This window comes from Streptomyces sp. SS7, assembly GCF_037993025.1.
Taxonomy (GTDB): Bacteria; Actinomycetota; Actinomycetes; order Streptomycetales; family Streptomycetaceae; genus Streptomyces.
On sequence record NZ_CP141223.1, the window covers coordinates 9,280,556 to 9,301,960 of the forward strand.

Consider the following 21,405-nt stretch of genomic DNA (forward strand, 5'->3'; position numbering starts at 1 on the left):
AGTGGGCGGATCAGATGCCGGGGCCGGCGACGTAGGTAAACGCCCCGACCGCCGTGTCAGACCCGGCAGGGTTGGTGACGACCACGTCGACCGCCCCTGCGGTGCCGGGCGGGGTGACCACCGTAAGGGTGGTCGCGTTGATCACCGAGAACGGCGCCGCGGCGCCGTCGAAGGTGACCGAGTCGGTGGTGTCGAGGTTGGTGCCGGTGATGGTCACCGCCGTGCCGCCCGAGGTCGGGCCCGAGGTGGGCGTGAGGGAGGTGACCGTGGGGGCGTCGACGTAGGTGTACGTCAGACCGTTGTTGGTGCCGCCCGCGGTGGTCACGCTCACCGACACCGGACCGGCGGCTGCACCCGCCGGCACGGTGACGCTCAGGGAGCTGTCGGAGTTCACCGTCGGGGTGGCGGTCACACCGCCGAAGGACACGCTCACGGCCGTCGACAGGCCGGTTCCGTTGAGGGTGATGGTGTTGCCGCCGGCCAGCGGCCCGGAGGTCGTGCCCAGGGCGGACTTGAACGGTGCGCCTACGTAGAAGAACGGCACCGGGTTGCTGGTCCCGCCCGGCGTGGTCACCGTGACCCCGACCGTGCCGGTCCCGGACGGGGAAACAGCGGTGACCTGAGTCGGCGAGACCTGGGTGATGTTCGTGGCCGACTTGCTGCCGAACTTCACCGCGCTGGTGTTGGACAGGTTCGTGCCCGTGATGGTCACCAGCGTGCCACCGCCGTTGGAACCCTGATTCGGAGAGATGGGCATAGCTGTACTCCTCGCTCTAGGTGGGGACTTGCGAGGAACCGGCACAGAGGGCGGCAGCGTCACAGGGACCAGACCGTCACGCGGTCAGGGCAGCCAGGGGCCAGGGAGGACGAACAGAGACAAGGCCTCACCGTGGCCACGGCCGAGCACCCTGCAACCTTCCGGCTTCTCCAGTGGGCAAAGAAAAACCGGCAAACGGCTGCCTGTCCCAACACTCCCCCGGCACGGGGATGGGCAACCCGCCGGTTCACACTCTCAGTGACCCACACGCCCAATCGGGTGACAAGAGTCCAGCCGCCTCTATCACCCGAAGTGAGGAACCACCCGCTCGAGACGGGCCTCCCCGCCGGCCTGCCGCGACCCAGCTCGCACATGGCTTCGCCGACCCGCTGCCGCGGGTGATCGCCGCGACCGATCCGGCGAACGTCCAGCGGTGGCAGCTGCGCGACCGCAAACCGATCAAGCAGTGGACCAAGAGGCGCGCCACCCTGGTCGGCGACGCCGCCCACCCCACCTCGCCCTTCGCGGCCTACGGGGCCGGTATGGCCACCGAGGACGGCCCCTTCCTCGGGCGTCGCCTCGCCGGTGTGGATCTGGGGGACTACGGGCCCGATCTCATGGGCCCGAGGGCTTCTACGCGCGGCACGATGCCGGCGTCACGCCCAGCGCATCCCGAGCCCGGTCCGCCGGTCCAGCCGGAGGTCACGACGACCGGGTGCTCGGGGGTGCCCTCCGGCGGCGCCGGGTCCATCGGCTCCGTGCCCAGCGAGCCGGGGTTGTGGCCGGCCACCCAGTTCCCGCTCGCTTCGTCGCGCACCGCGCGGGTGGGCGGGCGCAGTGCGGTCATCAGCTCCAGCCCGGAGAGCGGTCAGACGGCCAGGTTCCGCCGCCGGCCATTTCGACGAGCTTGAGGGAATGCGCTGCTCGAGCCGGCCGCACTCCGCGCCGACCGCACGGGCAGCGGGGACGCGGCTGCGCGCGCCGCGACCCCGCTGCCTCCCTGGACACCTCCGGCCTGGTGGCCCCGACCGCGGCGTACGACGCTGCCGAGACCCATCTGGCTTCTGCCGCCCAGCAGTTCGCCCCCGGCCGAACAGACCGCGTTGCCGGGCCCTGCCCTAGAAGGTCAGGTTCCAGGCGTCGATCTTGCCCGTGTCGGAGGCGGCGTTGTCGTTGACGCGCAGCTTCCAGGTGCCGTTCGCGACCTCCGAGGAGGCGTTCACGGTGTAGGTCTGGGCGATGTTGTCGGCGCTGCCGCCGGTGTGGTTGTGCAGCGTGTACTCGGTGCCGTCCGGTGCCACCAGGTCGACCTTCAGGTCACCGATGTAGGTGTGCTTGATGTCCACACCCACCTTGAGAGTGGCCGGGGCGTTGCCCGTCACACCGGTGACGGCGATCGGGCTCTCCGCGGTCGCGTTGTCGGCGATGGCGAAGTCCGCGAGGTTCTCGAAGTACGTGCCGGGCGGCGGGGTGGTGCCGACGGCCTTGAGGGCGTCGACCTGTCCTTCGCCGAAGAACGAGTTGTTGGCCGTCGTGCCCGTGCAGCGGCTGTCCGAGGGGCAGGCGATGTCGTTGGCCTGGGCGGCCAGCTTGGCGCGGAGCTGCGCGGGGGTGATGCCCGGGTTGGCGCTCGCGAGGAGTGCCGCCACGCCGACCACGTGCGGCGTGGCCATCGAGGTGCCGCTCTTGCTGCCGTAGCCGCCGCCGGGGACGGTGGAGTACACGCTGCTGCCCGGCGCCGCGACGTCGATGACGCCCTGCCCGTAGTTGGAGAACGAGGCCTTGGTGACGCCCGTGCCGTTGGCCGCGACCGTGACCACGCCCGGCAGCTCGGTCGGGATGTCGAGGCAGGCGTTGGTGATGGTGCGGGTGACCGGCGTCGAGTCGTTGGGGCTCGCTGAGTCGGTCGTCTTGTGGGCGAGGTCGTAGTTCTCGTTGCCCGCGGCGGCGATCTGGAGGGAGCCCTTGCCCTCGGCGTACTCCTGGGCGCGCTTGACGCCCTCGATGATGGCGGCCTGGTCGATGTTGTCCGGGCAGTTGAACTGCCAAGGGTCCGTGTAATAGCTGTTGTTGGTGACCTTGAAGCCGTGGTCACCGGCCCAGACGAAGCCGCAGACGGTGTTCTCGGCGAAGAAGAAGGAGTTGCCGGGCTCGGCGACCCGGACCGCGGCGATCTTCACTCCGGGGGCCACACCGACGACGCCCTTGCCGTTCTTGGCCGCGGCGATGGTGCCCGCCACGTGGGTGCCGTGCGTGTCGACGTCCCGCCAGGCGCCGGTACGGGTGTCGGGCTTGCCGTAGGCGCAGGAGACCGAGTCGGCCGCGTCGAAGTTGGGCGCCAGGTCCTGGTGCTGGTCGTCCACACCGGTGTCCAGGATGCCGACCGTGACGGACGCGGAGCCCGGGTTCACGGCCCAGGCCTGGTCGGCCTTGATCTGGCTCATGTCGGCCCGGACCGGTTCTCCGGCCGGGGTCGAGGCCTGGGCCGGATTTGCCGGGAGCGTCGGGTTGTAGGCATCGGCCGGGACGTCCGAGGTGCGCGTGGCGCCGACCTGCTGCACGCCGGCGACGCCGCGCATGGTGGCGGCGAATCCGCTGGACGCCGAGTGGGCGACGATCACGCCGATGGCGTCGTAGTTCGAGAAGACGGTGCCGCCGTTGGCGGCGATCGCGGAGCGGACCGCCGCATTGTCACCGGGGGCGGTGATCACGAGGTAGGCACGCGTGCCGGCCACCCAGGCCGCGCTCTGGGAAGCCGGCACGGCGGCCGGGGCGTGGGCCTTGGCGGCCGGCGCGGTGGAGGAGACGACGGGGAGCGTGCCGGCGAGGGCGCCCGGGGTGCCGAACGCGAGGGCGGCGCCGAGCGTGGCCGCCAGGACCAGCGTGCGTCTTGGGCGGCTGGATATGTGGGGTATCAATGCGTCCTCCGGAGACGGCCCGGCCGTGCTGGTGGCAGCGGCCGGGCCGTACGAAACGAGTGGTGGATGCAAGATGTCAGGTGCATGCCCTAGTGCGGAAGTACCTTTCCGCGCAGGGGCGTTATGGAGGCATGGCTGAAAATAGACCTGCCCCGGGCGTCGGCGGGGCCCGGAATCCGCTGGGAGCCCGGCGACGCCGACCGCGTTGCAGGGCCGACCTCAAGCACGCGTACCGACGACGGCGTCAGAGCGTCGGCTCGTGCTCGCGCAGATGGGCGATGATCAGGCTTGTGAGGCCTCGGGGGCCTCGTCGGGGACCCAGCGACTGAGATCAACACCAGGACGCCGGGCTCGGCTTTGGCCGCCTCATGGTCAGGGGATACGCGGGGCACCAGCCAGGTTCGCGACCACAACGGTCGTCAGATGCCTCACGCATGGTCAGCCCGAGCTCTGCTTCGCCGCCGGGATCTCCGGCGCCATCCAGCACCGCGCCGGCATGCAGACCTCGAAGACCGTCGTCGCGGTGAACAAGGACGAGGAGGCTCCGTGTCGACGTCGCTCCCCGTGACCGAGCGCACGATCTGACCGTACGTCGGACTTGATAGCCTCGGTGTGCCAGTCGAGCCACACCCGAGGCCAGGGAATCCGGTGCGAATCCGGAACTGACGCGCAGCGGTGAGGGGGACGGGCGGGGCACGACGCCACTGGGAGACCGGGAAGGCGCCCCGACCGGACGAACCCGAGTCCGAAGACCTGCTGGCACCTCCGCGCCCCCGCGCGGGGGACACCCGTAGGCCAGGCTCCGCGTACGAGCCCCGACCCCCGAGGCGTGCCCGTGCTCCGTTCTCCCGCCCCATCCCGTACCGCGGCGTTTCTCCTCGCGTCCGCTGTGCTGCTCACCGCCTGCGGCTCCTCCGGCGACCAAGCGGCATCGAAGAAGACCACGGCCGCCGGCTACCCGGTGGTCCTCGACAACTGCGGTCACAGGAGCACCCTGAAGGCAGCCCCGAAGCGGGCCGTCTCCCTCAACCAGGGCACCACGGAGATCCTGCTCTCCCTCGGCCTCGCCGACCGCATGGCCGGTACGGCCACCTGGACCGACCCCGTGATGAAGGGCCTGGAGAAGGCCAACGCCTCGGTGCCGCGCCTCGCCGACAACAACCCCTCCTTCGAGAAGGTGCTGGACGCCGAACCCGACTTCGTCACCGCCTCGTTCGTCTCCACCCTCGGCGCGGGCGGGGTCGCCACCCGCGAGCAGTTCGAGAAGCTCGGCGTGCCCACCTATGTCTCCCCGTCCGACTGCGCGGCGGGCAAGGACAACGACAGCGGCGGCGACGGATCACGCAGCAAGCCACTCACCCTCGACGCCGTCTACGGCGAAATAGGCGACCTGGCACGCGCCTTCGGCGTCGAGGAGCGCGGCGAGAAGCTGGTCGCCTCGCTGAAGAAGCGGGTGAGCACGGCCACCGCCGGACTGCACGCCTCGGACGTCTCCCTCATGTACTGGTTCGCCAACTCCCAGTCGCCCTACCTCGCCGGCTGCTGTGGTGCGCCCGGCGCCGTCACCCGCGCGGTCGGCGCGGAGAACGCCTTCGCCGACACCCACGACGAGTGGCCCCAGGTCAACTGGGAGACCGTCGCCGACCGTGACCCCGACGTCATCGTGATCGGCGACCTGACCCGCAAGCAGCAGACCGCCGAGACCGCGCAGGCGAAGATCCGCTTCCTGGAGACGAACCCCGCCACCCGCAACCTGACCGCCGTGAAGAAGAAGCGGTACGTCCTGCTCAGCGGGCAGGCGATGAACCCGTCCATCCGCACGATCGAGGGGATCGAGAAGGTCGCAGCCGGTCTGCGTGACTTCGGGTTCGCCAAGTGAACGTCCGCTCGCTGCTGTTGACGGGCGGGGGACTGGTCGCGCTGTTCGTGTCGATCGCCGTCGCCGTGACGATCGGGCCCGCCGACATCTCCACCGGTGACGTCTGGGCGTCCGTCGCGGCCCATCTCGGCCTGGGGGAGGGCACGTTGGCTCCGCTGCGGGACGGCATCGTATGGGACCTGCGGATGCCGCGGACCCTGCTCGCCGCGGTGTGCGGGGCCGGACTCGCCGTCTGCGGCGCGGTCATGCAGTCGCTGCTGCGCAACCCGCTCGCCGACCCTTTCGTGCTCGGGGTCTCCTCCGGCGCGTCCACCGGGGCGGTCGCCGTGGTCGTGCTGGGGGTGGGCGGGGGAGCCGTGTCCCTGTCGGCGGGCGCCTTCCTCGGCGCGCTGCTCTCCTTCGCCCTGGTGCTGCTGCTCAGCCACACCCTCGGCGCGAGCACGGACCGGGTCGTGCTCTCCGGGGTCGCGGCCATGCAGCTGTTCTCCGCGCTGACCTCCCTCACCGTCCTGACCTCGGCGGACGCGGAGACCACGCGGGGCGTGCTGTTCTGGCTGCTGGGCTCGCTCACCGGCGCCGACTGGGGACAGGTGCTGCTCTGCGCCGTCGTCCTGGCGGTCGTGCTCGTGGTCTGCCTCGGGTACGCCCGTACGCTCGATGCGTTCGCCTTCGGTGACGATGCCGCCGCGGGACTCGGGGTCCGGGTCGCCCGCACCCGCCTGGTCCTGCTCTGCGCGACCGCGCTGCTCACCGCCGCGCTGGTCAGTTGCGCCGGCGCCATCGGCTTCGTCGGCCTGGTCCTGCCGCACGCCACCCGGGCCCTCACCGGCTCCGGGCACGCCCGTCTGCTGCCGGTCACCGCGCTGACCGGCGCCGTCTTCCTGGTGTGGGTGGACACGCTCGCCCGTACCGTCCTCGATCCCCAGGAGGTCCCGGTGGGCGTCGTGACGTCCCTCATCGGCGTGCCGGCGTTCGTGGCCGTGCTCTACCGAGGACGGAGCAGGGCATGAGCAGCCTGCACGCGGACGGGGTCGTACGGCGCCTGGGAGACAAGGTCGTCGTCGACGGCGTCACGCTCACCCTGCACCCCGGTGAGACCGTCGGCCTGCTCGGCCCCAACGGCTCAGGAAAATCGACGTTGTTGAGACTGCTGGCCGGTGTCCTCGCGCCCACTGCCGGAGTCGTGACCCTGGACGGGCGCCCGCTCACCGAGGTCAGCCGCCGTGCCACTGCCCGCCGTGTCGCCACCGTCGAGCAGCACGCCGACACCCAGACCGAGCTGACCGTCCGGGACGTCGTCGCCCTCGGCCGCATCCCGTACCGCCGCGCCTGGGCGCCCCCGACGACGGCCGACGCGCAAGCCGTCACCGAGGCCCTGGCGCGCACCGGCCTGGCCGACCGCGCCGGACAGTCCTGGCACACGCTCTCCGGCGGCGAGCGCCAGCGCACCCAGATCGCCCGCGCCCTCGCCCAGCAACCCCGCGAACTCCTCCTCGACGAACCCACCAACCATCTCGACATCCAGCACCAGCTCGACCTCCTGGAGCTGATCGCCGGCCTGCCGGTCACCACGGTGATCGCCCTGCACGATCTGCATCTTGCCGCGATGTACTGCGACCGCCTGCTCGTCCTGCGCGACGGGCGCGCCGTCACGGAGGGCACCCCCGCCGAGGTTCTCACCCCGGCCCTCATCGAGCAGGTCTTCGGCGTCCGCGCCGAGGTGACCCACGGCCCCGGCCACCCTGTGATCCGCTTCCTGCGCCCGGCTGCCCGGGACGTATCTTCCCCGAGGAAAGGTGTGACGAGCGATGCCTCGACAGCGCCCTGAAGCAGCCGGCCCGGACCGCACCCTTGCCGCACCCGCACCCGCACCCGCACCGGCACCGGCACCGGCACCGTGCCGCGTCGTCGTCTGCCGGGACTGCTGCTGCGGAACCCCGAAAGTCACCGGCGTGGATCACGACCGGCAGCTCGCGCGCCTGGCCGAGGAGGTACCCGTCCGCGTCTCGGACTGCCTCGACGTGTGCGAACACGCCAACGTGATCGTCGTCCAGCCCTCCGCCGAGGCTCGCGCCGCAGGCGCCCGCCCGGTCTGGCTCGGTCTCGTCAACGACCCCGACGCCGCCGAGGACGTCGCCGCCTGGGTCCGGGCCGGCGGCCCCGGAATCGCTCCCTGCCCCGACATCCTCGACCTCTACGTCTTCACCCCGCCCCGCAGGGCGCGATGAGCACGAGGGTCGGCCCGGTCGGGGCCGACCCTCTGCCTGGCACCCGGGCGGGGTCGACCCTTTGCCCGGCACAGGGGTCGCAGGGTTGACCTACGTCTCCGTGCGCGTCGTGAACATGGCCTGGTCCAGCCAGGTCAGCAGGTCGTCGACCACCTCCTTGCCGTTGGTCTCGTTGAACAGTTCGTGGCGGGCCCCCGGATACGTCCGGTACGTGATGTCCGTGACGCCGGCCGTGCGGTAGCGCTCGACCAGCAGGTCACTGAGCCGGAGTCCTTCGTTGAGCGGGTCCATGTCTCCGACCATGACGCACAGGGGCAGCCCGGCCGGAATGCCCTGGGGATCGGCGAGCAGGGGCGTCGCCGCGGCGAGGTCCCCCATCGCCTGGGGGTCCAGGCTGAAGCCGCACAGCGGGTCCGCGAGGTAGGCGTCGACGACGCGTTCGTCGCGGCTGAGCCAGTCGAAGGGGGTACGGGCGGGCTCGAACGCCACGTTGAGCGCGCGCAGGGGGTCCGCGCTCGTGGTCTGGCCCGCCAGCATGAGGTCGACCGCCGTGGTGCCGGTCAGTGCGACCGCGTCGACGAGGTCGGCGTGCCGCAGCAGGTAGTGCTGGGCCGCGAAGGACCCCAGGCTGTGGCTGATCAGTACGAGGGGGACGCCCGGGTGCCGCTCGCGGGCGATGGCCGACAGCGCGGCCAGGTCCTCGACGAGCCGGTTCCAGCCGTCGTCACCGAGGTGCCCCAGCGAGGCGTGCCTGCTGAGTCCGTGTCCGCGGTGGTCGTTGGCGTAGACGGCGAAGCCCTGCTCGATCAGGGCCGCGGCGAGCGGGGCGTAGCGGCCGGCGTGTTCTCCCATGCCGTGGGCGATCTGCACGACGGCACGCGGTGGTGCGTCGGGCCGCCATTCGTGCACGTGGATCGTGACGTCGTCCGTGCTGTCGAAAGTGAACAACTCAACTCCTGATGTGGGGATCCGGGCAGCGTCAGACGGGGTGTTCGCCGAGATAGCCGGCGACGATCCTGGCCTGGTCGGCACCGAGGTCCCGGGCCGCTGCGTGGGTGGTGATTTCGCCGTGGGAGAGGACGTAACCGTGGTCCGCGATCTCCAGGGCCAGGCCGACGTGCTGTTCGACGAGCAGCACTCCGCAGCCGGAGTCGTCCGCGTAGCGCCGTACGACGGGAAGCAGCTCCTCCACGATGATGGGTGCCAGACCGAGGCTGAGTTCGTCGAGCAGGAGCAGTGTGGGGCGCCGGGCCAGTGCGCGTCCCATGGCGAGCATCTGTTGCTCGCCGCCGGAGAGCAGGCCCGCCCTGCGGTCCTTGAGGCGGGACAGGACGGGGAAGTAGCGGTAGGCGGCGGCCTCGTCCAGGCGCTCTCCCCGATGGGCGAGGCGCAGATGTTCCGCCACGGTGAGCGAGGAGAAGATGCCCCGTCCCTCGGGGACATGGGCCATGCCGAGACGGGCCCGGGTGGCGGCCGGGACCCTGTCCAGGGGCGAACCGGCGAAGGCGATCGTGCCGGCCATGGGACGCAGCAGTGCGGAGATGGCCTTGAGCGTGGTCGACTTCCCCGCTCCGTTGGCTCCGAGCAGGGCCACGACCTGTCCTGCCTCCACGGTCAGGTCGACGTCGCGGACGACGGGGGCACCGTCGTATCCGGCGGTGAGTCCGCTCACCTCGAGAACAGGGGTGCTCATGAAGGCTCCGGTGTGCTGGTGGCGGCCTCGGACGGGCCGGGGGCGGACGGTGTGCCGGCGTGCTGCCGGGGTGCGGCGGTGGGCCGGACGGCGGAGGCCCCCAGGTAGGCGGTGATGACGGCCGGGTCGGTGCGGACCTGCGCGGGTGGCCCGGAGGCGATGACCTTGCCGAATTCCAGGACGACCACGTGGTCACAGATGCCCATGACGAGACTCATGTCGTGGTCGATCAGGAGCAGTGACGTGCCGTCGTCCGCGACGGCACGCAGGCGGCGTCCGAGTTCGGCGCTCTCCGCCGTGTCCAGCCCGGCGGCGGGTTCGTCGAGGCAGACCACGCGCGGCCGGGCGGCCAGGGCCCGGGCCACGCCGACGAGTTTGCGCTGGCCTTGGGACAGTTGCTGGGCCGAGGCGTGCGCGAGATCCTCCAGCCCCAGGGCTGACAGGGCCTGTGTGGCGGCGGTATCGGGGGACACGCGGCGGCCCAGGGTTTCGCCGAAGGCCCTCCACCAGCTCGGCCGGTCCGCCGTGATCTGCAGGTTCTCCGCAACCGTGAGGTCCTCGAAGAGCTCACTGCTCTGGAACGTACGGGCGAGCCCGCGTCGAGCCCGCGCGTGCGGCGGCAGACCGGTGAGGTCCCGGCCGTCCAGCTCCACCCGTCCGCGTGCCGTGACGAGGCCGGTGACGGCGTCCACGAACGTGGTCTTGCCCGCGCCGTTCGGGCCGATCAGCCCGACGAGTCGGCCTTCCCCGACGTCCAGGGACACCTCGCTCAGTGCGTGCACCCCGCCGTAACTGACGCTGACCGACTGGACCGACAGGACGTTCACGAGGCGACCTCCGAGGTGTCGAGCGCGGTGGGTGCGGGGTGCTCCGCGACGGGATGCCGGTCGTCCGGCGCACTCACCCGGGCCGCGGCACGCGCGGCTCTCTTCGCCGTTCTCCGGCGGTGGTCGGCGCCCGCGATGCCGTCCGGGTTGGCGATCAGCGTCACGATCAGGGACACCCCGCCGAACAGCAGCGCCCAGGTCCCCTTGATCCCGAACCAGGTGTCCAGGGCGTGCGGCAGCAGGGCCTCGGTCGACATCAGTCCCGCGATCACGGCCCCGGACACCATGGTGATGCCCCCGATGTAGGCGAAGCCGATGAGGCTCAGCGCGGCCAGCGCGGTGAACCGGGCCGCGCTGACAGAGCCGAAGTTGTAGCCGTACAGGGTGCCGGCGACGCTGGCGATGAAGGAGCTGATGGCGAAGGCGGCGATCTTCACGGCCCGTACGTCGACTCCCGACGCCGCCGCGGCCCGTTCGTTGGAGCGGACGGCGAGCATGCGCCTGCCGAGACCGGTGCGCCGCAGATGGGCGACGTACAGTCCGAGACAGACGGTGACGGCCAGTACGAGGAATCCGAACATGGGGCTGGGCTCGTTGCCGTCCAGACCGCGGAAGTCCGCTCCCGGGCCGAGGTTCACCCCGAACAGGCGCGGCGGGGGCACGGACACACCGGCGGTGCCGCCGAAGGAGGTGTTCCCGAACAGGGCCTGTTCCATGGCCAGGGCCGCGGCCAGGGTGACGACGGCGAGGCTCACACCGCGCACCCGGAGGGCCGACACGCCCGCGGCCACGCCGAGCAGGGTGGCCAGCACAGTGGCGCCGAGGGCGTCGAACGGGAAGGGGACGTGCCACTGGACCGCGAGGTGGGAGAGGGCGAAGCCCGCGGTGCCGGAGAGGGCCAGCTGCATCACGGAGATCTGTCCCACGTAGCCGGTGATGACGACGTACGACAGGACGATGACCATGCCGATCATCGAGTTGGTGAGTGCCTGGCGGAAGTCGAACGGCAGGACCACCAGGGCCACCGCGGCCACGACCGCGGCCAGCAGGGCCGGACGGAGCAGCCGTTCGGGCAGCGGGACGGCGGGCAGTCGCTGTTCCACGGCTTCACCGCGGCGCGGCAGGCCGGCGCCCCGGACGTACAGGGCGACCACCATCAGGGCGAAGACCAGGAGCTGCTGAAGTCCCGGCATGGCGTTGCCGTTGTCGGTCGGGAACCAGCTTCTGCGTGGAGAGGTAGTACACGATCGACTGCAGCACCCCGATGAGGATGCCCGCGGTGCAGGCGATCCACAGCGACGTGAACCCGGCGAAGAGGGCGGCCGCGAGAGCGGGGACGACCTGGAGCGGGAGGGTGAGGGAGTCGACCTGGACGATGGGCGCGGCCAGCACGCCGAGCAGGCCGGCGACCAGGGCGGCCAGGAGCGTGTTGGCCAGGGAGATGCCGTTCGGGGACAGGCCCGCGAGCAGCGCGGCCTGTTCGTTCTCCGACGCGGCGCGGGTGGCGAGGCCGAACCGGCTCCACCGGTACAGGGCGCCCAGCGCCAGGGCGATCGCGACGACCAGGCCGGTCAGCAGGAACCGGTCCGCCGGTGTGGTGATGCCGAGCACGGTGACGGTCTCGCCGGGAAGGACGCTCGGTGCCTGCTGGGGCTGGGTGCCGAAGACCAGCAGCACCGTGGCCTGCAGGGTGAGCAGGATGCCGAGCGAGGCGGCGAGCTTGGCCAGCGGTGAGACGGTGCGCAGCGGCCGGAACACCGCCACCTCGATGAGCACTCCGACGGCGAGCGCGGCCATGAGCGCTCCGACGAGAGCGGCCGCGGTCGGCAGGGTGAAGCCGAAGAACCCGGAGGTGAGCGCCCAGAAGATGTAGGCCGAGGCCATGGCGACGGCTCCGGTGGACAGGTTGATGATGCCCGAGCCCCGGTAGGTCACCACGACGCCGAGCGCGATACCGGCGATCAACGCTCCCTGGCCGAGTCCGAGCACGGCGAAGAGCAGGATCTGATCCATGCATGACTCCTGTCATGGCTGGGGGAGTCCCGTGGCGACGGTGCGCCGTCGGGGAGGGACGGCCGCACCGTCGCCACGGGGTGAGCCCGAGGGCCCGTGGGAGGGTGGGCGCAGGGCTCACCGGGGCGGGCGGATCCAGTCGGTCAGCGGCTTGAACTGGCCCTTGCCCTGGTACTGGTAGAACCGCGCCTGGTCGTTGCAGACCGCGGGGGCGTCCTGGTACTTGCCGCACTCGACCTCGGCGGCGCCCATGATCACCGGCCCGGTGAACTTCCTCAGCTGCTCGGTGACCGACGCGGGGGTGATCTTGTCGGGGCCGAGCGCGTCGAAGATCTTGGCGTACGTCAGCACCGTGCTCCAGGCCAGCGGTGCGAAGACCTTGGCTGCCGTGTCCTGGGGCAGCCCCACCTGCGCCGAGGCCGTCAGGAACGCCTTGGAGTCCGCTGCCGAGGAGTCGGCCGTCAGCGTCTGGGCGACCCCGTACGTCCAGGTGGGCAGGTCGCCGCCGAGGCCCTGGGCGACGTCCGGGGACATGCACAGGGGGGTCGAGACCACCGGCTTGGTGACCCCCAGTTGCTTCAGGGCCTTGGCCACGCCGACACAACCGGAACCGACGGTGATGGGGACGACGACGTCGGCCGTGCTCGCCCCCGCCGCGGTGACCGGGCCGATGAGATCGGTGGCCTGGGCGTCGAATCCGACGGACTTCACCTTCAGACCGGCGGCCTCGAGGCCCTTCACCGCCGCGCCGGAGGCGATCTTGTCTCCCGGTGTGTTCGTGTGGATCACCGCCGCGGTCTTCGCCTTGAGCACATCACGGGAGTACGTCCCCCAGGAGCCGAAGATGTGCGGCAGGTCGCCGAAGGTGCTGAAGGTGTTCTTCGCCGTGGACATGGTCGGGCCCGTCGCCACACCGACCAGCACCGGCTTCCTGCCCGCGATCACGGCGTTGAAGGAGGCGTCACCGACGTAGAGATTGCCGACACCGATGGCGGAGACACTCTGGTCGCCGAGCAGTTGCTGGCCGCACTTCTGTCCCTCCTCCTCGGCCGACACCACAGCGCAGACCTTCAGTTGAAGCGGGTGCCCGCCGATTCCGCCCAGTTTCTCGTTGACGTACTTCACGGCGGCGCGGGCGCCCGCGGTCGCCTCGGGGTTGCCTCCGGGGCCGCCCTCCACGTTCACCCAGCCCAGGCCGACCGGGGAGAGGCTCTCGTCGGCCTTGCCCGTCTTGCCTGCCACGTAGTCCAGGTAGTCGGTCACGACGGCGCTCGACGGGCGCGAGTCCGTGGTGGTGGAGGCCGCCTGCGAGTCGGCGGGCGATGTCGACGCGGGTGTGCTCGGTCCTCCGCACGCCGAGACGCCCAGCAGGGACGTCATGACGGCGGAGACGAGGACAAGTGTTCGGGGACCTGGGGTTGCGGGCATGCGGGATCCTCCGTACTGGGAACAAGGGCAGGGCAGTGCCCGGCGGGGCATGCGGAAGGAGAGGCGCGAGGCGGCGAGAAGCCCGGGGCGACCCGGGGTGACCGGCGCGGCGGACTGGCTCGAAGGGACACGAAAGGCCTGATCATTTGGCCTTCCGAGCTTTCGTAACTTTCTTACGGAGCTGGAATCTAGGTGTAGGCTTTCCGTCGTGTCAACGCCTTGGTGACACCGAATTAACGATCAGGCAATGGGGAGGGGCAGGGCATGACAACGGAAGCTGGGCGGCGCCGGCTCCCGCGGCGTTCCCTCGAGGAGACGCGGGCGCTGATGCTCGAAGCGGCCACCAAGCTCGTATGCGCCGGCACGGGCGACACCAGTGAGGCAGCCGTCTCCGCCGCCCTCGCCCATGTCCGCGTGAAGCAGGTCACCGAGGAAGCCACGCGCATCATGCGGGAGCGGCTGGGCGACGACCGGGCACCGGCGATCACGACCGGATCGATCTACCAGATCTGGCCGGCGCAGGCGGATTTCCAGGCGGAGCTCCTCTTCCATCTCACCAGCCGCCAGGCCGAGTTGGTCCCGAGCCTGCCGGACAGCATCCGCCGCTTCGAGGAAGCGGTCGACAGGGGTGCCACGTGGCAGGAGGCACTCAACGGCGTGCTCACCCACAACCACGAGAACCACCGCGTCGACCCGATCTACCGCGTGATGCTCGGCTTCTACGCCAGCGCGGCCAACCCGCGGGTGCGCGAGGCCCTCGGGCATTACGGCGATTCGTTCACCGAGATCGCCTGCGAGGCGTACCGGGCCCTGCTCGACGTGTACGGACTGCGGATGCGCGCGCCCTACAAGGTCGAACACCTCGCCACGACGCTCGCGGCCCTGCTCGACGGCTTCCACATGCGATGGATCGCCGGATACGCCGATCTGGACGACCCGGAGCGCCAGGAGGGCTGGTCGCTCCTGACCCGGGCCGCCGTCACGCTGTTCGACCAGTTCACCGAGCCGACCGGGCCGAGCGGCACCCCGGGGCGCGCCGAGGCGACCCCGAGCACACCGGCCTGACGGCGGCGGTGCCGACGGGGCCGCATGCGCACGAGCGGACCGCTCAGCCGTCGGCGCGCGCGGCGCGGGCGAGCTGTTCGACCCGGGCGTGGACGCGGTCGACGTGGTGCTCGGATTCCGGCTTCATCAGGACGCTGCGGAGGATGCGCGCGCCGTCGGCGTCCGCAACCGTCCTGGGGTGGCGCGAGGTGAATGCCTCGCGGTCGGCTCGCAGGGTGCTCAGGAACACCGGGTCGGGAGCGGTCATCCCGTTGGCCAGGACGCGCGCTGACGCGGCGTCGACAGCGCTCAGGGCGGCGGGGTCGGTGGTGGGGAAGTAGGTGACGATGTCCAGCTCGGGCTGCTGGTAGAGCTCCAGGCTGCTGGACTCGGTGATCAGTTCGGTCCACTTCAGGGCGGCCCGGCGTCCCGCGGCCAGCACCTGCCCCAGCCCGCCGGGGGTCGGCGGCAGCACCTGGAAGGTGAGCCACAGGGCGGCGGCGGAGGCGCCGGCGCGCGAGCACTCCAGGCTGATCTCGCCGAGGTGGAGTGCGGTCGACGTGAAGTAGGTGTACGGCGAGTCGTGCAGGTAGAAGCGGCCGACCTCCGGATCGCGGAAGAGGACGGCTCCGCAGCCGTAGGGCTGGAGGCCGTGCTTGTGCGGGTCGACCACCACCGAGTCGCAGCGTGCGATGGCCCGCCAGGGCTCGGGCGGGAGACCTTCGGGACCGTCGGCGCCGGCGAGCAGGGTGAAGAACCCCCCGTAGGCCGCGTCGACGTGGACGCGGACACCGTGCCGCTGGGCCAGGTGGAGCACCTCGTGGACGGGGTCGACGGCCCCCAGGCCGGTGGTGCCGGTGGTGACGACGACGGTGCCGACCCGCCCGGTGCGCAGTGCGTCCTCCAGGGCGTCGAGGTCCATGCGTCCCCGGTCGTCGGTGCGCACGGGGTGACCGGTGACGCCGAGGACGTGGCACATGCGGCCGTGGGTGTAGTGGGCGTCCGCGCTGTAGGCGACACCCCGGTCGGGATGGAGTTCCCGGGCGACGAAGAGGGCTTCGAGGTTGGCGATCGTGCCACTGGTGGTGAGGTGCCCGAGATGTGTCTCGTAGCCGAACATCGCGGCGAGTCGGGCGACGGCCTCCCGTTCCATCGAAGCGGTGGCGGGGCCGCCGTCCAGGGCGTGGTTGTTCGGGTTGATCAGCATGGCGGTGAGGTGACCGACCACGGCGGCGGGGTGCGGGGGCTTGAGCATCTGCCCCGCGTAGTGCGGGTGGAAGAAGGGGTAGTTGTCCTTGAGTCTCCCCTTGAGCTCCTCGAACGCCACGGCGAAGCGGTCGTCGTCGACGTGGAGTGAGGGATGTGTGTCGTAGGGGCCGAAGGTGTCGGCCCAGTCCTGTATCGCCTGGGCGCCTCTGCCGAGCCAGTGCTGCAGGTCCATGGCTTGCCCTCTTCTCGACTCGCTCCGGTGTGGGGCGCCCAGGATAGGATTTATTTGATGAGTCAGCAATTGAGTGCTCAGTAATTGATAGATCAGTAATGAAGACCTCAGTGACGATGAGGTCAGTGATTGAGGAGTCTGTAGATGATGAGGCAGTAAAATCGCCGGGGGCAGACACGGGCGTCGGCGTGAGGGGATCAGCGGGTGGACGCGGAGAGTCAGGAGGGCGGCCGGGTCACCCGGGCGGCCAACAGCCGGCTGGTCCAGGACTTCGGCCTCCTGATCAAGGCCGCCACCCGCCTGGAACGTCGTATCGACGCCGTCCTGCGGCGGGACTGCGGCATCGACCACACGGCGTTCGAGGTGCTCATCCGGCTGTGCCGGCAGCCCGGAGAGAAGACCACGCAGCGCGAGCTGGCCGAGGACCTGACGCTCACGAGCAGTGGCATCACGCGTCTGGTCGACCGGATGGAGCAGATGGCTCTCGTGCGGCGGGTTCCGTCGCCCCGGGACCGCAGGAGTGTGCTGGTGGAAGCGACCGACCATGGTCGCGCCGTGTTCGTCGAGGCGGCGGACGCCCACGCGCGCGTGGTCGAGCGGTTCTTCGTCGCGGCCCTGGCCGGGGACGACTACACACGGTTGATCCACTCGCTGGGCGCAATCGAGGCGGGCCTGCGCGACGACGCCGACTGACGCCGACCGACGCCGACTGCCTCTTGTCGGACCGGCTCCCGGCTCCCGGCTCGTCGGCCGCCCGGTCAGCCCTGCCGTTCTCCCGCGCGCACCAGGCCGGACTCGTAGGCGATGACGACGAGCTGGGCACGGTCCCGGGCGTTCAGCTTGGCCATGGCCCGGTTGGCGTGGGTCTTGACCGTGACACGGGTGACGAAGAGGCGTTCGGCGATCTCCTCGTTCGACAGGCCGGCGGCGACCAGGGTCAGCACCTCCCGTTCCCTGGGCGTGAGGGAGGCCAGCCGGCGGGGGTCGACGAGATCGCCGGGGGCGGGCTGGGAGAGGGCGCGGGCGATGAGGCCCTTGGTCGCCGCGGGGGAGAGCAGTGCCTCGCCCGCGGCCACCAGCCGTACGGCGTCCAGGAGTTGCGCGGGTTCGACGCCCTTGCCCAGAAAGCCGCTCGCGCCGGCCCGGAGCGCCTCGATGACGAGGTGGTCCTCCTCGAAGGTGGTGAGGACGAGGACCTTCACCCCGGCCAGGTCCTCGTCCTGGGCGATCAGACGCGTGGCCTCGATACCGTCCACCTCGGGCATCCGGATGTCCATCACCACGACGTCGGCCCGCTCGGACCGGGCCAGCCGCACCGCCTCCCGTCCGTCGGAGGCCTCCCCGACGACCTCCAGCTCCGGCTGTGCGTCGATGAGCAGCCGGAAGGTGCCCCGGAGGAGGGCCTGATCGTCGGCGAGCAGGACGCGAATCGTCATGGGCGGTTCTTCCTCACGGGGTGTCAGACGACGGCGGGGTGGAGCGAGAGGGGGAGTTCGGCCACCACCTGGAATCCGCCCTCCGGACGGGGGCCGGCCGTGACGGTCCCGCCGATCGCGACGGCCCGCTCGTGCATGCCCATGAGCCCGTGACCGGTTCCCGCGCCCCGGGGCGAGCCGGGAAGCCCGTCGTCCGTCACGGTGACCCGAAGACGGTGCGCACCGTAGTGCAGGACCACGGCGGTCCTGGTCGCGGACGCGTGCTTGTGGGTGTTGGTGAGGGCTTCCTGGATGATGCGGTACGCGGTCAGCTCGGTGGCGGGCGCCAGCGGCGAGCACGTACCGGTGCGGGCCACCCACACGGACATCCCGCTCGCGCGGAACCCGCCGACGAGGCTGTCGAGATCGGCCAGGCGGGGGATGGGGGCCCGGGTGCCGGGCGAGTCGTCGGGCTGGCGGAGCAGACCGACGGTCGCGCGCAGTTCGTCGAGGGCGGCGCGGCTGTTGTCCTTGATGTGGGCCAGTGCCTCGTACGCCCGGTCGGGGTGGGCGCGCATGAGGTGGTGAGCCACCCCCGCCTGGGCGTTGACCAGGGTGATGTGGTGGGCCACGACGTCGTGCAGATCGCGGGCGATACGCACGCGCTCCTCGGTCACCCGGCGCCTGGCCTCCTCCTCCTGCATACGCTCGGCGCGCTCCACGCGGGCCCTCGCGTCGGCGAGGTGGTCGCGGCGGCTGCGGACGGCGCGGCCCAGCGCGGTGGCCGCGATCGCGAAGTCGAGGCGCAGCAGGCTGGCTCCGCCCACCACGGACTCCTCGTGGGTGGCGGCGTAGACACCGGTGATGGCCACGGCCGCGGCCAGACCGACGGTCCACGCGGTGCGTCGGCTGCCGTGCGCGGCGAGCGTGTACAGCGCGACCAGGCTCGCCGACGGGGCCGGCGCGAGGTCCGGTTCGAGGACCATCAGCGTGAGCCCGGCCGCCAGCGTGACCAGGGCGACGCCCAGCGGCCGGCGGCTGCGGACGGCCAGGGGCAGGCAGGACAGCGCCGTCCACGCCGTCTCGTCCCAACGGGGCTCGTGCCAGCTGGACTCGCCGACGGCGGTCGCCGCCGCGGCGATCACGACCAGCGGCACGGCGGGGAGCGCGTCCCTGAGCCGGTCGTGACCGGCCAGCCACTGCCGCCACACCACCATTGCCACGTCCATTCCCTTACTGTATGCAGCCGGTAGGAGGGCGCGGACCGACGGGAAGCCGGGCCGACCCCGACCGGCCGGACCGCGCCCGGGTTTGTGTGCGGTGGGCCGGCTAGAAGACTCGCCTTCCGGCCGTCTGCGGCTCCCGCACCGGGGGGTGCGGCTGCGTCGGCCCGTCCGCGGGGCCTTCGACGGACACGCGCGGCAGGGCCTTGTCCAGTCGGCGCGGCAGCCACCAGTTGGCCCGTCCGCACAGGTGCATGAGGGCGGGGACGACGACCATACGGATCAGGAGGGCGTCCACGGCGACGGCCACCGCGAGGCTGACCCCGAACTCCGAGATGACCCGCATGCCACCGAAGACGAAGGAGCCGAAGACACAGACCATGATGGTGGCGGCGACGGCGATCACCTTGCCGGTCTCGGCCTGCCCGACCCGGACCGCGCGCCGGCTGTCGCCGGTGTGCGCCCATTCCTCGCGCATCCGGCTGACCAGGAAGACCTGGTAGTCCATGGAGAGACCGAACATGATGCCGACGACCAGGATCGGCACGAACGACTCGATCGGTCCGGCCGAACCGAGGCCGAGGAGCCCGGCGCCGAAGCCGTACTGGAAGACGACGACGATGGCGCCGAAGGCCACCCCGATGCTGAGGATGTTGAGCACGGCGCCCACCGCGGGGATGAGCAGACTGCGGAAGGCGACGGTCAGCAGCAGGAAGCCGAGCGCGGCGATCACCAGCACGAACAGCGGCAGCTTGCCCATGAGCACCGAGGCGAAGTCGTCATTGCTCGCCGTGACACCGCCCACGTAGACCTTCATCGACGTGCCCCGTTCCGCCCGCGGGAGCACGTCGGCACGCAGGTGGTGGATCAGGTCCGAGGTGGCGGCCGACTGGGGGGAGGTCGTCGGGACGACCGATATCACACCGACCGTCTGGCCCTCCTTCATCGGCGCCGCGTGGGCACCGGCGACACCGTCGACCCGCGCGAGGTCGGTGACCAGCCTCGTCGCGGCAGTTCTGTCGGCGGCCGTGGGAGCCTGGACGGCCAGGACGAGCGGGCCGTTGAAGCCCGGCCCGAAGCCGTCCGCGATCATGTCGTACGCCTGACGGTTCGTCGAGGTCGTGGGCAGGTTGCCGTCGTCGGACGCGCCCAGGCGCAGCGACAGCGTCGGGAACGCGAGCGCCGCGAGCACGGCCAGGGCGACCAGACCCAGGGCCCTGGGGTGAGCCTGGACCCGTGCGGCCCACCGGTCCCACAGGCCGGGCCGCCCCGAGCCCCGCCGCGCCGCCGGTCCGGCCTGCTCGCGGCGCTCGCTGCGGCTGAGGACCCGCGTGCCGATCATCCCGAGGAGGGCCGGCAGCAGGGTGACGGCGGCCAGCACGGTGAGGACGACGGTGACGGCCGCACCGACGGCCATGCCGTTGATGATGCCGACGTCGAGGGTGAGCATGCCGAGCAGCGCGACGACGACGGTCAGCCCGGCGAAGAGCACGGCGCGGCCGGAGGTGTCGAGGGCCTTGGCGGTCGCCTCGGCCACGCCCAGGCCCGCCGTCAGATGGGCACGCTGACGGTTGACGATGAACAGGGCGTAGTCGATGCCGACCCCCAGGCCGATCAGTGAACCGAGGGTCAGTGTGGTGTCGGAGAGCGTGATGACATGGCTGAGGAGGATCACGGTGACCGCGGACGTCCCGACCCCGACGACGGCCGTGATGATGGGCAGGGCCGCCACCCACACCGCCCGGAAGACGAACAGCAGCACCACGAAGGCGAGGACGATGCCCATGGCGTCGGCGACGGCGTTCGGTTCGGGGTTGACGGTGAAGGCCTGCCCGTTCAGCGCGATGCGCAGGCTCGCCGACTCCGGGGCGGTCGCGAGTTCCTTCACGCGGTCGATCTGCGCGTCGGACACGTTCTCGTCGAACGCGACCGTGGCGTAGGCCGTGCCGCCGTCCCGGCTGACCTGTGCCCTGCCGTCAGGCGCATAGGGGCTGGTCACGGCGGCGACCCCGGGGGCGTCGGCGATGTGCTCCAGCGCCTCGGTCATCGCCCTCTCGGCCGCGGGCCCGGTGACCCTGCCGTCCGTGGACTGCCAGACGACCCGGCCGCTCCTGCCCGCCGCGCTGTTCGAGGACCGTTGCAGCAGGGCCGTCGCCTTGGCCGAGTCGGTGTTCTGCGAGATCGGGCTGTTGCCGAAGTCGTTGCCGGCCGCGCCGACCGCCGCGCCGAGGGCGAGCAACAGGCCCACCCAGGTCAGGACGACGACGAGCCGATGCCTGTGGCACCAGCGGGCGAGAGGTGACATCGACGAGCCTTTCCGGAGAACGCCATGAGGTCGGGCCGACGATCACGGCCCGCACTCACGGTCGCAGCTCCCCGGACCGTCGTCGTCGGTCGCTCGCAGACACTTGCGCGTACTGCGCTCGCAGCAGGAGGCGCGACGAGCCCCATGACGGTCGACGGAAAAACCAGGACCCGCCGACGACACCCCGGGCATAGTCGATCGTGCTCGTACGGCTCGGCCCGGCCCGCTGAACCG

At 71.2% G+C, this 21,405-nt stretch carries 18 protein-coding genes, 3 pseudogenes and 1 riboswitch; of the genes and pseudogenes, 8 read left to right on the forward strand and 13 right to left on the reverse strand.

Annotation, left to right across the window (positions count from 1 at the left end):
* Positions 1 to 10 precede the first annotated feature (10 nt).
* Positions 11 to 757 carry an IPT/TIG domain-containing protein gene (locus tag U5640_RS41715; protein WP_340384424.1) on the reverse strand — a complete coding sequence of 249 codons (747 nt, stop codon included), beginning with the start codon at positions 755 to 757 and terminating at the stop codon, positions 11 to 13.
* 230 nt (positions 758 to 987) lie between these two features.
* Here U5640_RS41715 and U5640_RS41720 point away from each other — a divergent pair.
* Positions 988 to 1,362: pseudogene (locus U5640_RS41720) on the forward strand (FAD-dependent monooxygenase); the annotation flags it as partial.
* Between the two features lie 77 nt (positions 1,363 to 1,439).
* Here the strand turns inward: U5640_RS41720 and U5640_RS41725 are convergent.
* Positions 1,440 to 1,622 (reverse strand): annotated as a pseudogene (locus U5640_RS41725) (transcriptional regulator); the annotation flags it as partial.
* Positions 1,623 to 1,875: 253 nt separating this feature from the next.
* On the reverse strand, positions 1,876 to 3,675 hold the full coding sequence (locus U5640_RS41730) for a S8 family serine peptidase (RefSeq protein ID WP_340384425.1): 1,800 nt from the start codon (positions 3,673 to 3,675) through the stop codon (positions 1,876 to 1,878).
* 442 nt (positions 3,676 to 4,117) lie between these two features.
* Between U5640_RS41730 and U5640_RS41735 the strand changes: the two are divergent.
* From U5640_RS41735 to U5640_RS41755, 5 genes and pseudogenes are all read left to right on the forward strand, one after another.
* A pseudogene (locus U5640_RS41735) lies at positions 4,118 to 4,222 on the forward strand (electron transfer flavoprotein subunit alpha/FixB family protein); the annotation flags it as partial.
* 52 nt (positions 4,223 to 4,274) lie between these two features.
* Positions 4,275 to 4,451, forward strand: a riboswitch (cobalamin riboswitch).
* A gap of 53 nt (positions 4,452 to 4,504) precedes the next feature.
* Positions 4,505 to 5,554 (forward strand): ABC transporter substrate-binding protein, encoded by a 1,050-nt coding sequence (locus tag U5640_RS41740; protein ID WP_340384426.1) that lies wholly within the window; start codon positions 4,505 to 4,507, stop codon positions 5,552 to 5,554.
* Positions 5,551 to 6,564 carry an iron chelate uptake ABC transporter family permease subunit gene (locus U5640_RS41745; RefSeq protein WP_340384427.1) on the forward strand — a complete coding sequence of 338 codons (1,014 nt, stop codon included), beginning with the start codon at positions 5,551 to 5,553 and terminating at the stop codon, positions 6,562 to 6,564. Before U5640_RS41740 ends, U5640_RS41745 begins: the two co-directional genes overlap by 4 nt.
* On the forward strand, positions 6,561 to 7,382 hold the full coding sequence (locus tag U5640_RS41750; RefSeq protein WP_340384428.1) for an ABC transporter ATP-binding protein: 822 nt from the start codon (positions 6,561 to 6,563) through the stop codon (positions 7,380 to 7,382). Before U5640_RS41745 ends, U5640_RS41750 begins: the two co-directional genes overlap by 4 nt.
* Before the next feature lie 124 nt (positions 7,383 to 7,506).
* Positions 7,507 to 7,782, forward strand: coding sequence for a hypothetical protein (locus U5640_RS41755; RefSeq protein WP_340384429.1), 276 nt, complete (start codon positions 7,507 to 7,509; stop codon positions 7,780 to 7,782).
* Positions 7,783 to 7,872: 90 nt separating this feature from the next.
* Here U5640_RS41755 and U5640_RS41760 read toward each other — a convergent pair whose 3' ends face one another.
* The 6 genes from U5640_RS41760 to U5640_RS41785 all read right to left on the reverse strand — a co-directional run bounded on the left by U5640_RS41760 (position 7,873) and on the right by U5640_RS41785 (position 13,743).
* Positions 7,873 to 8,730: a lysophospholipase gene (locus U5640_RS41760; RefSeq protein ID WP_340384430.1), complete on the reverse strand. Its 858-nt coding sequence runs from the start codon at positions 8,728 to 8,730 to the stop codon at positions 7,873 to 7,875.
* Between the two features lie 31 nt (positions 8,731 to 8,761).
* Complete coding sequence (locus tag U5640_RS41765) at positions 8,762 to 9,475, reverse strand: ABC transporter ATP-binding protein (protein WP_340384431.1); 714 nt, start codon at positions 9,473 to 9,475, stop codon at positions 8,762 to 8,764.
* Positions 9,472 to 10,302, reverse strand: coding sequence for an ABC transporter ATP-binding protein (locus U5640_RS41770; protein WP_340384432.1), 831 nt, complete (start codon positions 10,300 to 10,302; stop codon positions 9,472 to 9,474). Before U5640_RS41770 ends, U5640_RS41765 begins: the two co-directional genes overlap by 4 nt.
* Positions 10,299 to 11,495 (reverse strand): branched-chain amino acid ABC transporter permease, encoded by a 1,197-nt coding sequence (locus U5640_RS41775; RefSeq protein WP_340384433.1) that lies wholly within the window; start codon positions 11,493 to 11,495, stop codon positions 10,299 to 10,301. The genes U5640_RS41770 and U5640_RS41775 overlap by 4 nt, the downstream gene beginning before the upstream one ends.
* A complete protein-coding gene (locus tag U5640_RS41780) occupies positions 11,410 to 12,315 on the reverse strand; it encodes a branched-chain amino acid ABC transporter permease (RefSeq protein ID WP_340384434.1) in 906 nt (301 codons plus the stop codon). Before U5640_RS41780 ends, U5640_RS41775 begins: the two co-directional genes overlap by 86 nt.
* Before the next feature lie 117 nt (positions 12,316 to 12,432).
* Positions 12,433 to 13,743 (reverse strand): ABC transporter substrate-binding protein, encoded by a 1,311-nt coding sequence (locus U5640_RS41785; protein ID WP_340384435.1) that lies wholly within the window; start codon positions 13,741 to 13,743, stop codon positions 12,433 to 12,435.
* Between the two features lie 264 nt (positions 13,744 to 14,007).
* Here U5640_RS41785 and U5640_RS41790 point away from each other — a divergent pair, with 264 nt between their 5' ends.
* A complete protein-coding gene (locus U5640_RS41790) occupies positions 14,008 to 14,808 on the forward strand; it encodes a hypothetical protein (protein ID WP_340384436.1) in 801 nt (266 codons plus the stop codon).
* A gap of 43 nt (positions 14,809 to 14,851) precedes the next feature.
* Here the strand turns inward: U5640_RS41790 and U5640_RS41795 are convergent, their stop codons facing one another.
* A complete protein-coding gene (locus U5640_RS41795; protein WP_340384437.1) occupies positions 14,852 to 16,228 on the reverse strand; it encodes an aminotransferase class I/II-fold pyridoxal phosphate-dependent enzyme in 1,377 nt (458 codons plus the stop codon).
* A gap of 204 nt (positions 16,229 to 16,432) precedes the next feature.
* On the opposite strand from U5640_RS41795, the gene U5640_RS41800 reads away from it, so the two are divergent.
* On the forward strand, positions 16,433 to 16,921 hold the full coding sequence (locus tag U5640_RS41800) for a MarR family transcriptional regulator (protein WP_340384438.1): 489 nt from the start codon (positions 16,433 to 16,435) through the stop codon (positions 16,919 to 16,921).
* Between the two features lie 65 nt (positions 16,922 to 16,986).
* Here the strand turns inward: U5640_RS41800 and U5640_RS41805 are convergent, their stop codons facing one another.
* The 3 genes from U5640_RS41805 to U5640_RS41815 all read right to left on the reverse strand — a co-directional run bounded on the left by U5640_RS41805 (position 16,987) and on the right by U5640_RS41815 (position 21,171).
* Positions 16,987 to 17,664 (reverse strand): response regulator transcription factor, encoded by a 678-nt coding sequence (locus U5640_RS41805; protein WP_340384439.1) that lies wholly within the window; start codon positions 17,662 to 17,664, stop codon positions 16,987 to 16,989.
* 23 nt (positions 17,665 to 17,687) lie between these two features.
* Positions 17,688 to 18,872: a histidine kinase gene (locus U5640_RS41810; protein WP_340384440.1), complete on the reverse strand. Its 1,185-nt coding sequence runs from the start codon at positions 18,870 to 18,872 to the stop codon at positions 17,688 to 17,690.
* A 100-nt stretch (positions 18,873 to 18,972) separates the two neighbouring features.
* A complete protein-coding gene (locus tag U5640_RS41815; protein WP_340384441.1) occupies positions 18,973 to 21,171 on the reverse strand; it encodes an MMPL family transporter in 2,199 nt (732 codons plus the stop codon).
* Positions 21,172 to 21,405: the final 234 nt, after the last annotated feature.

Excerpts from the sequence above, each read along its gene's own strand:
- U5640_RS41715 (WP_340384424.1), bottom strand. The coding sequence starts at position 757 with ATGCCCATCTCTCCGAATCAGGGTTCCAACGGCGGTGGCACGCTGGTG.
- U5640_RS41750 (WP_340384428.1), top strand. The coding sequence starts at position 6,561 with ATGAGCAGCCTGCACGCGGACGGGGTCGTACGGCGCCTGGGAGACAAG.
- U5640_RS41790 (WP_340384436.1), top strand. The coding sequence starts at position 14,008 with ATGACAACGGAAGCTGGGCGGCGCCGGCTCCCGCGGCGTTCCCTCGAG.
- U5640_RS41815 (WP_340384441.1), bottom strand. The coding sequence starts at position 21,171 with ATGTCACCTCTCGCCCGCTGGTGCCACAGGCATCGGCTCGTCGTCGTC.
- U5640_RS41785 (WP_340384435.1), bottom strand. The coding sequence starts at position 13,743 with ATGCCCGCAACCCCAGGTCCCCGAACACTTGTCCTCGTCTCCGCCGTC.
- U5640_RS41780 (WP_340384434.1), bottom strand. The coding sequence starts at position 12,315 with ATGGATCAGATCCTGCTCTTCGCCGTGCTCGGACTCGGCCAGGGAGCG.
- U5640_RS41775 (WP_340384433.1), bottom strand. The coding sequence starts at position 11,495 with ATGCCGGGACTTCAGCAGCTCCTGGTCTTCGCCCTGATGGTGGTCGCC.
- U5640_RS41805 (WP_340384439.1), bottom strand. The coding sequence starts at position 17,664 with ATGACGATTCGCGTCCTGCTCGCCGACGATCAGGCCCTCCTCCGGGGC.
- U5640_RS41765 (WP_340384431.1), bottom strand. The coding sequence starts at position 9,475 with ATGAGCACCCCTGTTCTCGAGGTGAGCGGACTCACCGCCGGATACGAC.
- U5640_RS41810 (WP_340384440.1), bottom strand. The coding sequence starts at position 18,872 with ATGGACGTGGCAATGGTGGTGTGGCGGCAGTGGCTGGCCGGTCACGAC.
- U5640_RS41795 (WP_340384437.1), bottom strand. The coding sequence starts at position 16,228 with ATGGACCTGCAGCACTGGCTCGGCAGAGGCGCCCAGGCGATACAGGAC.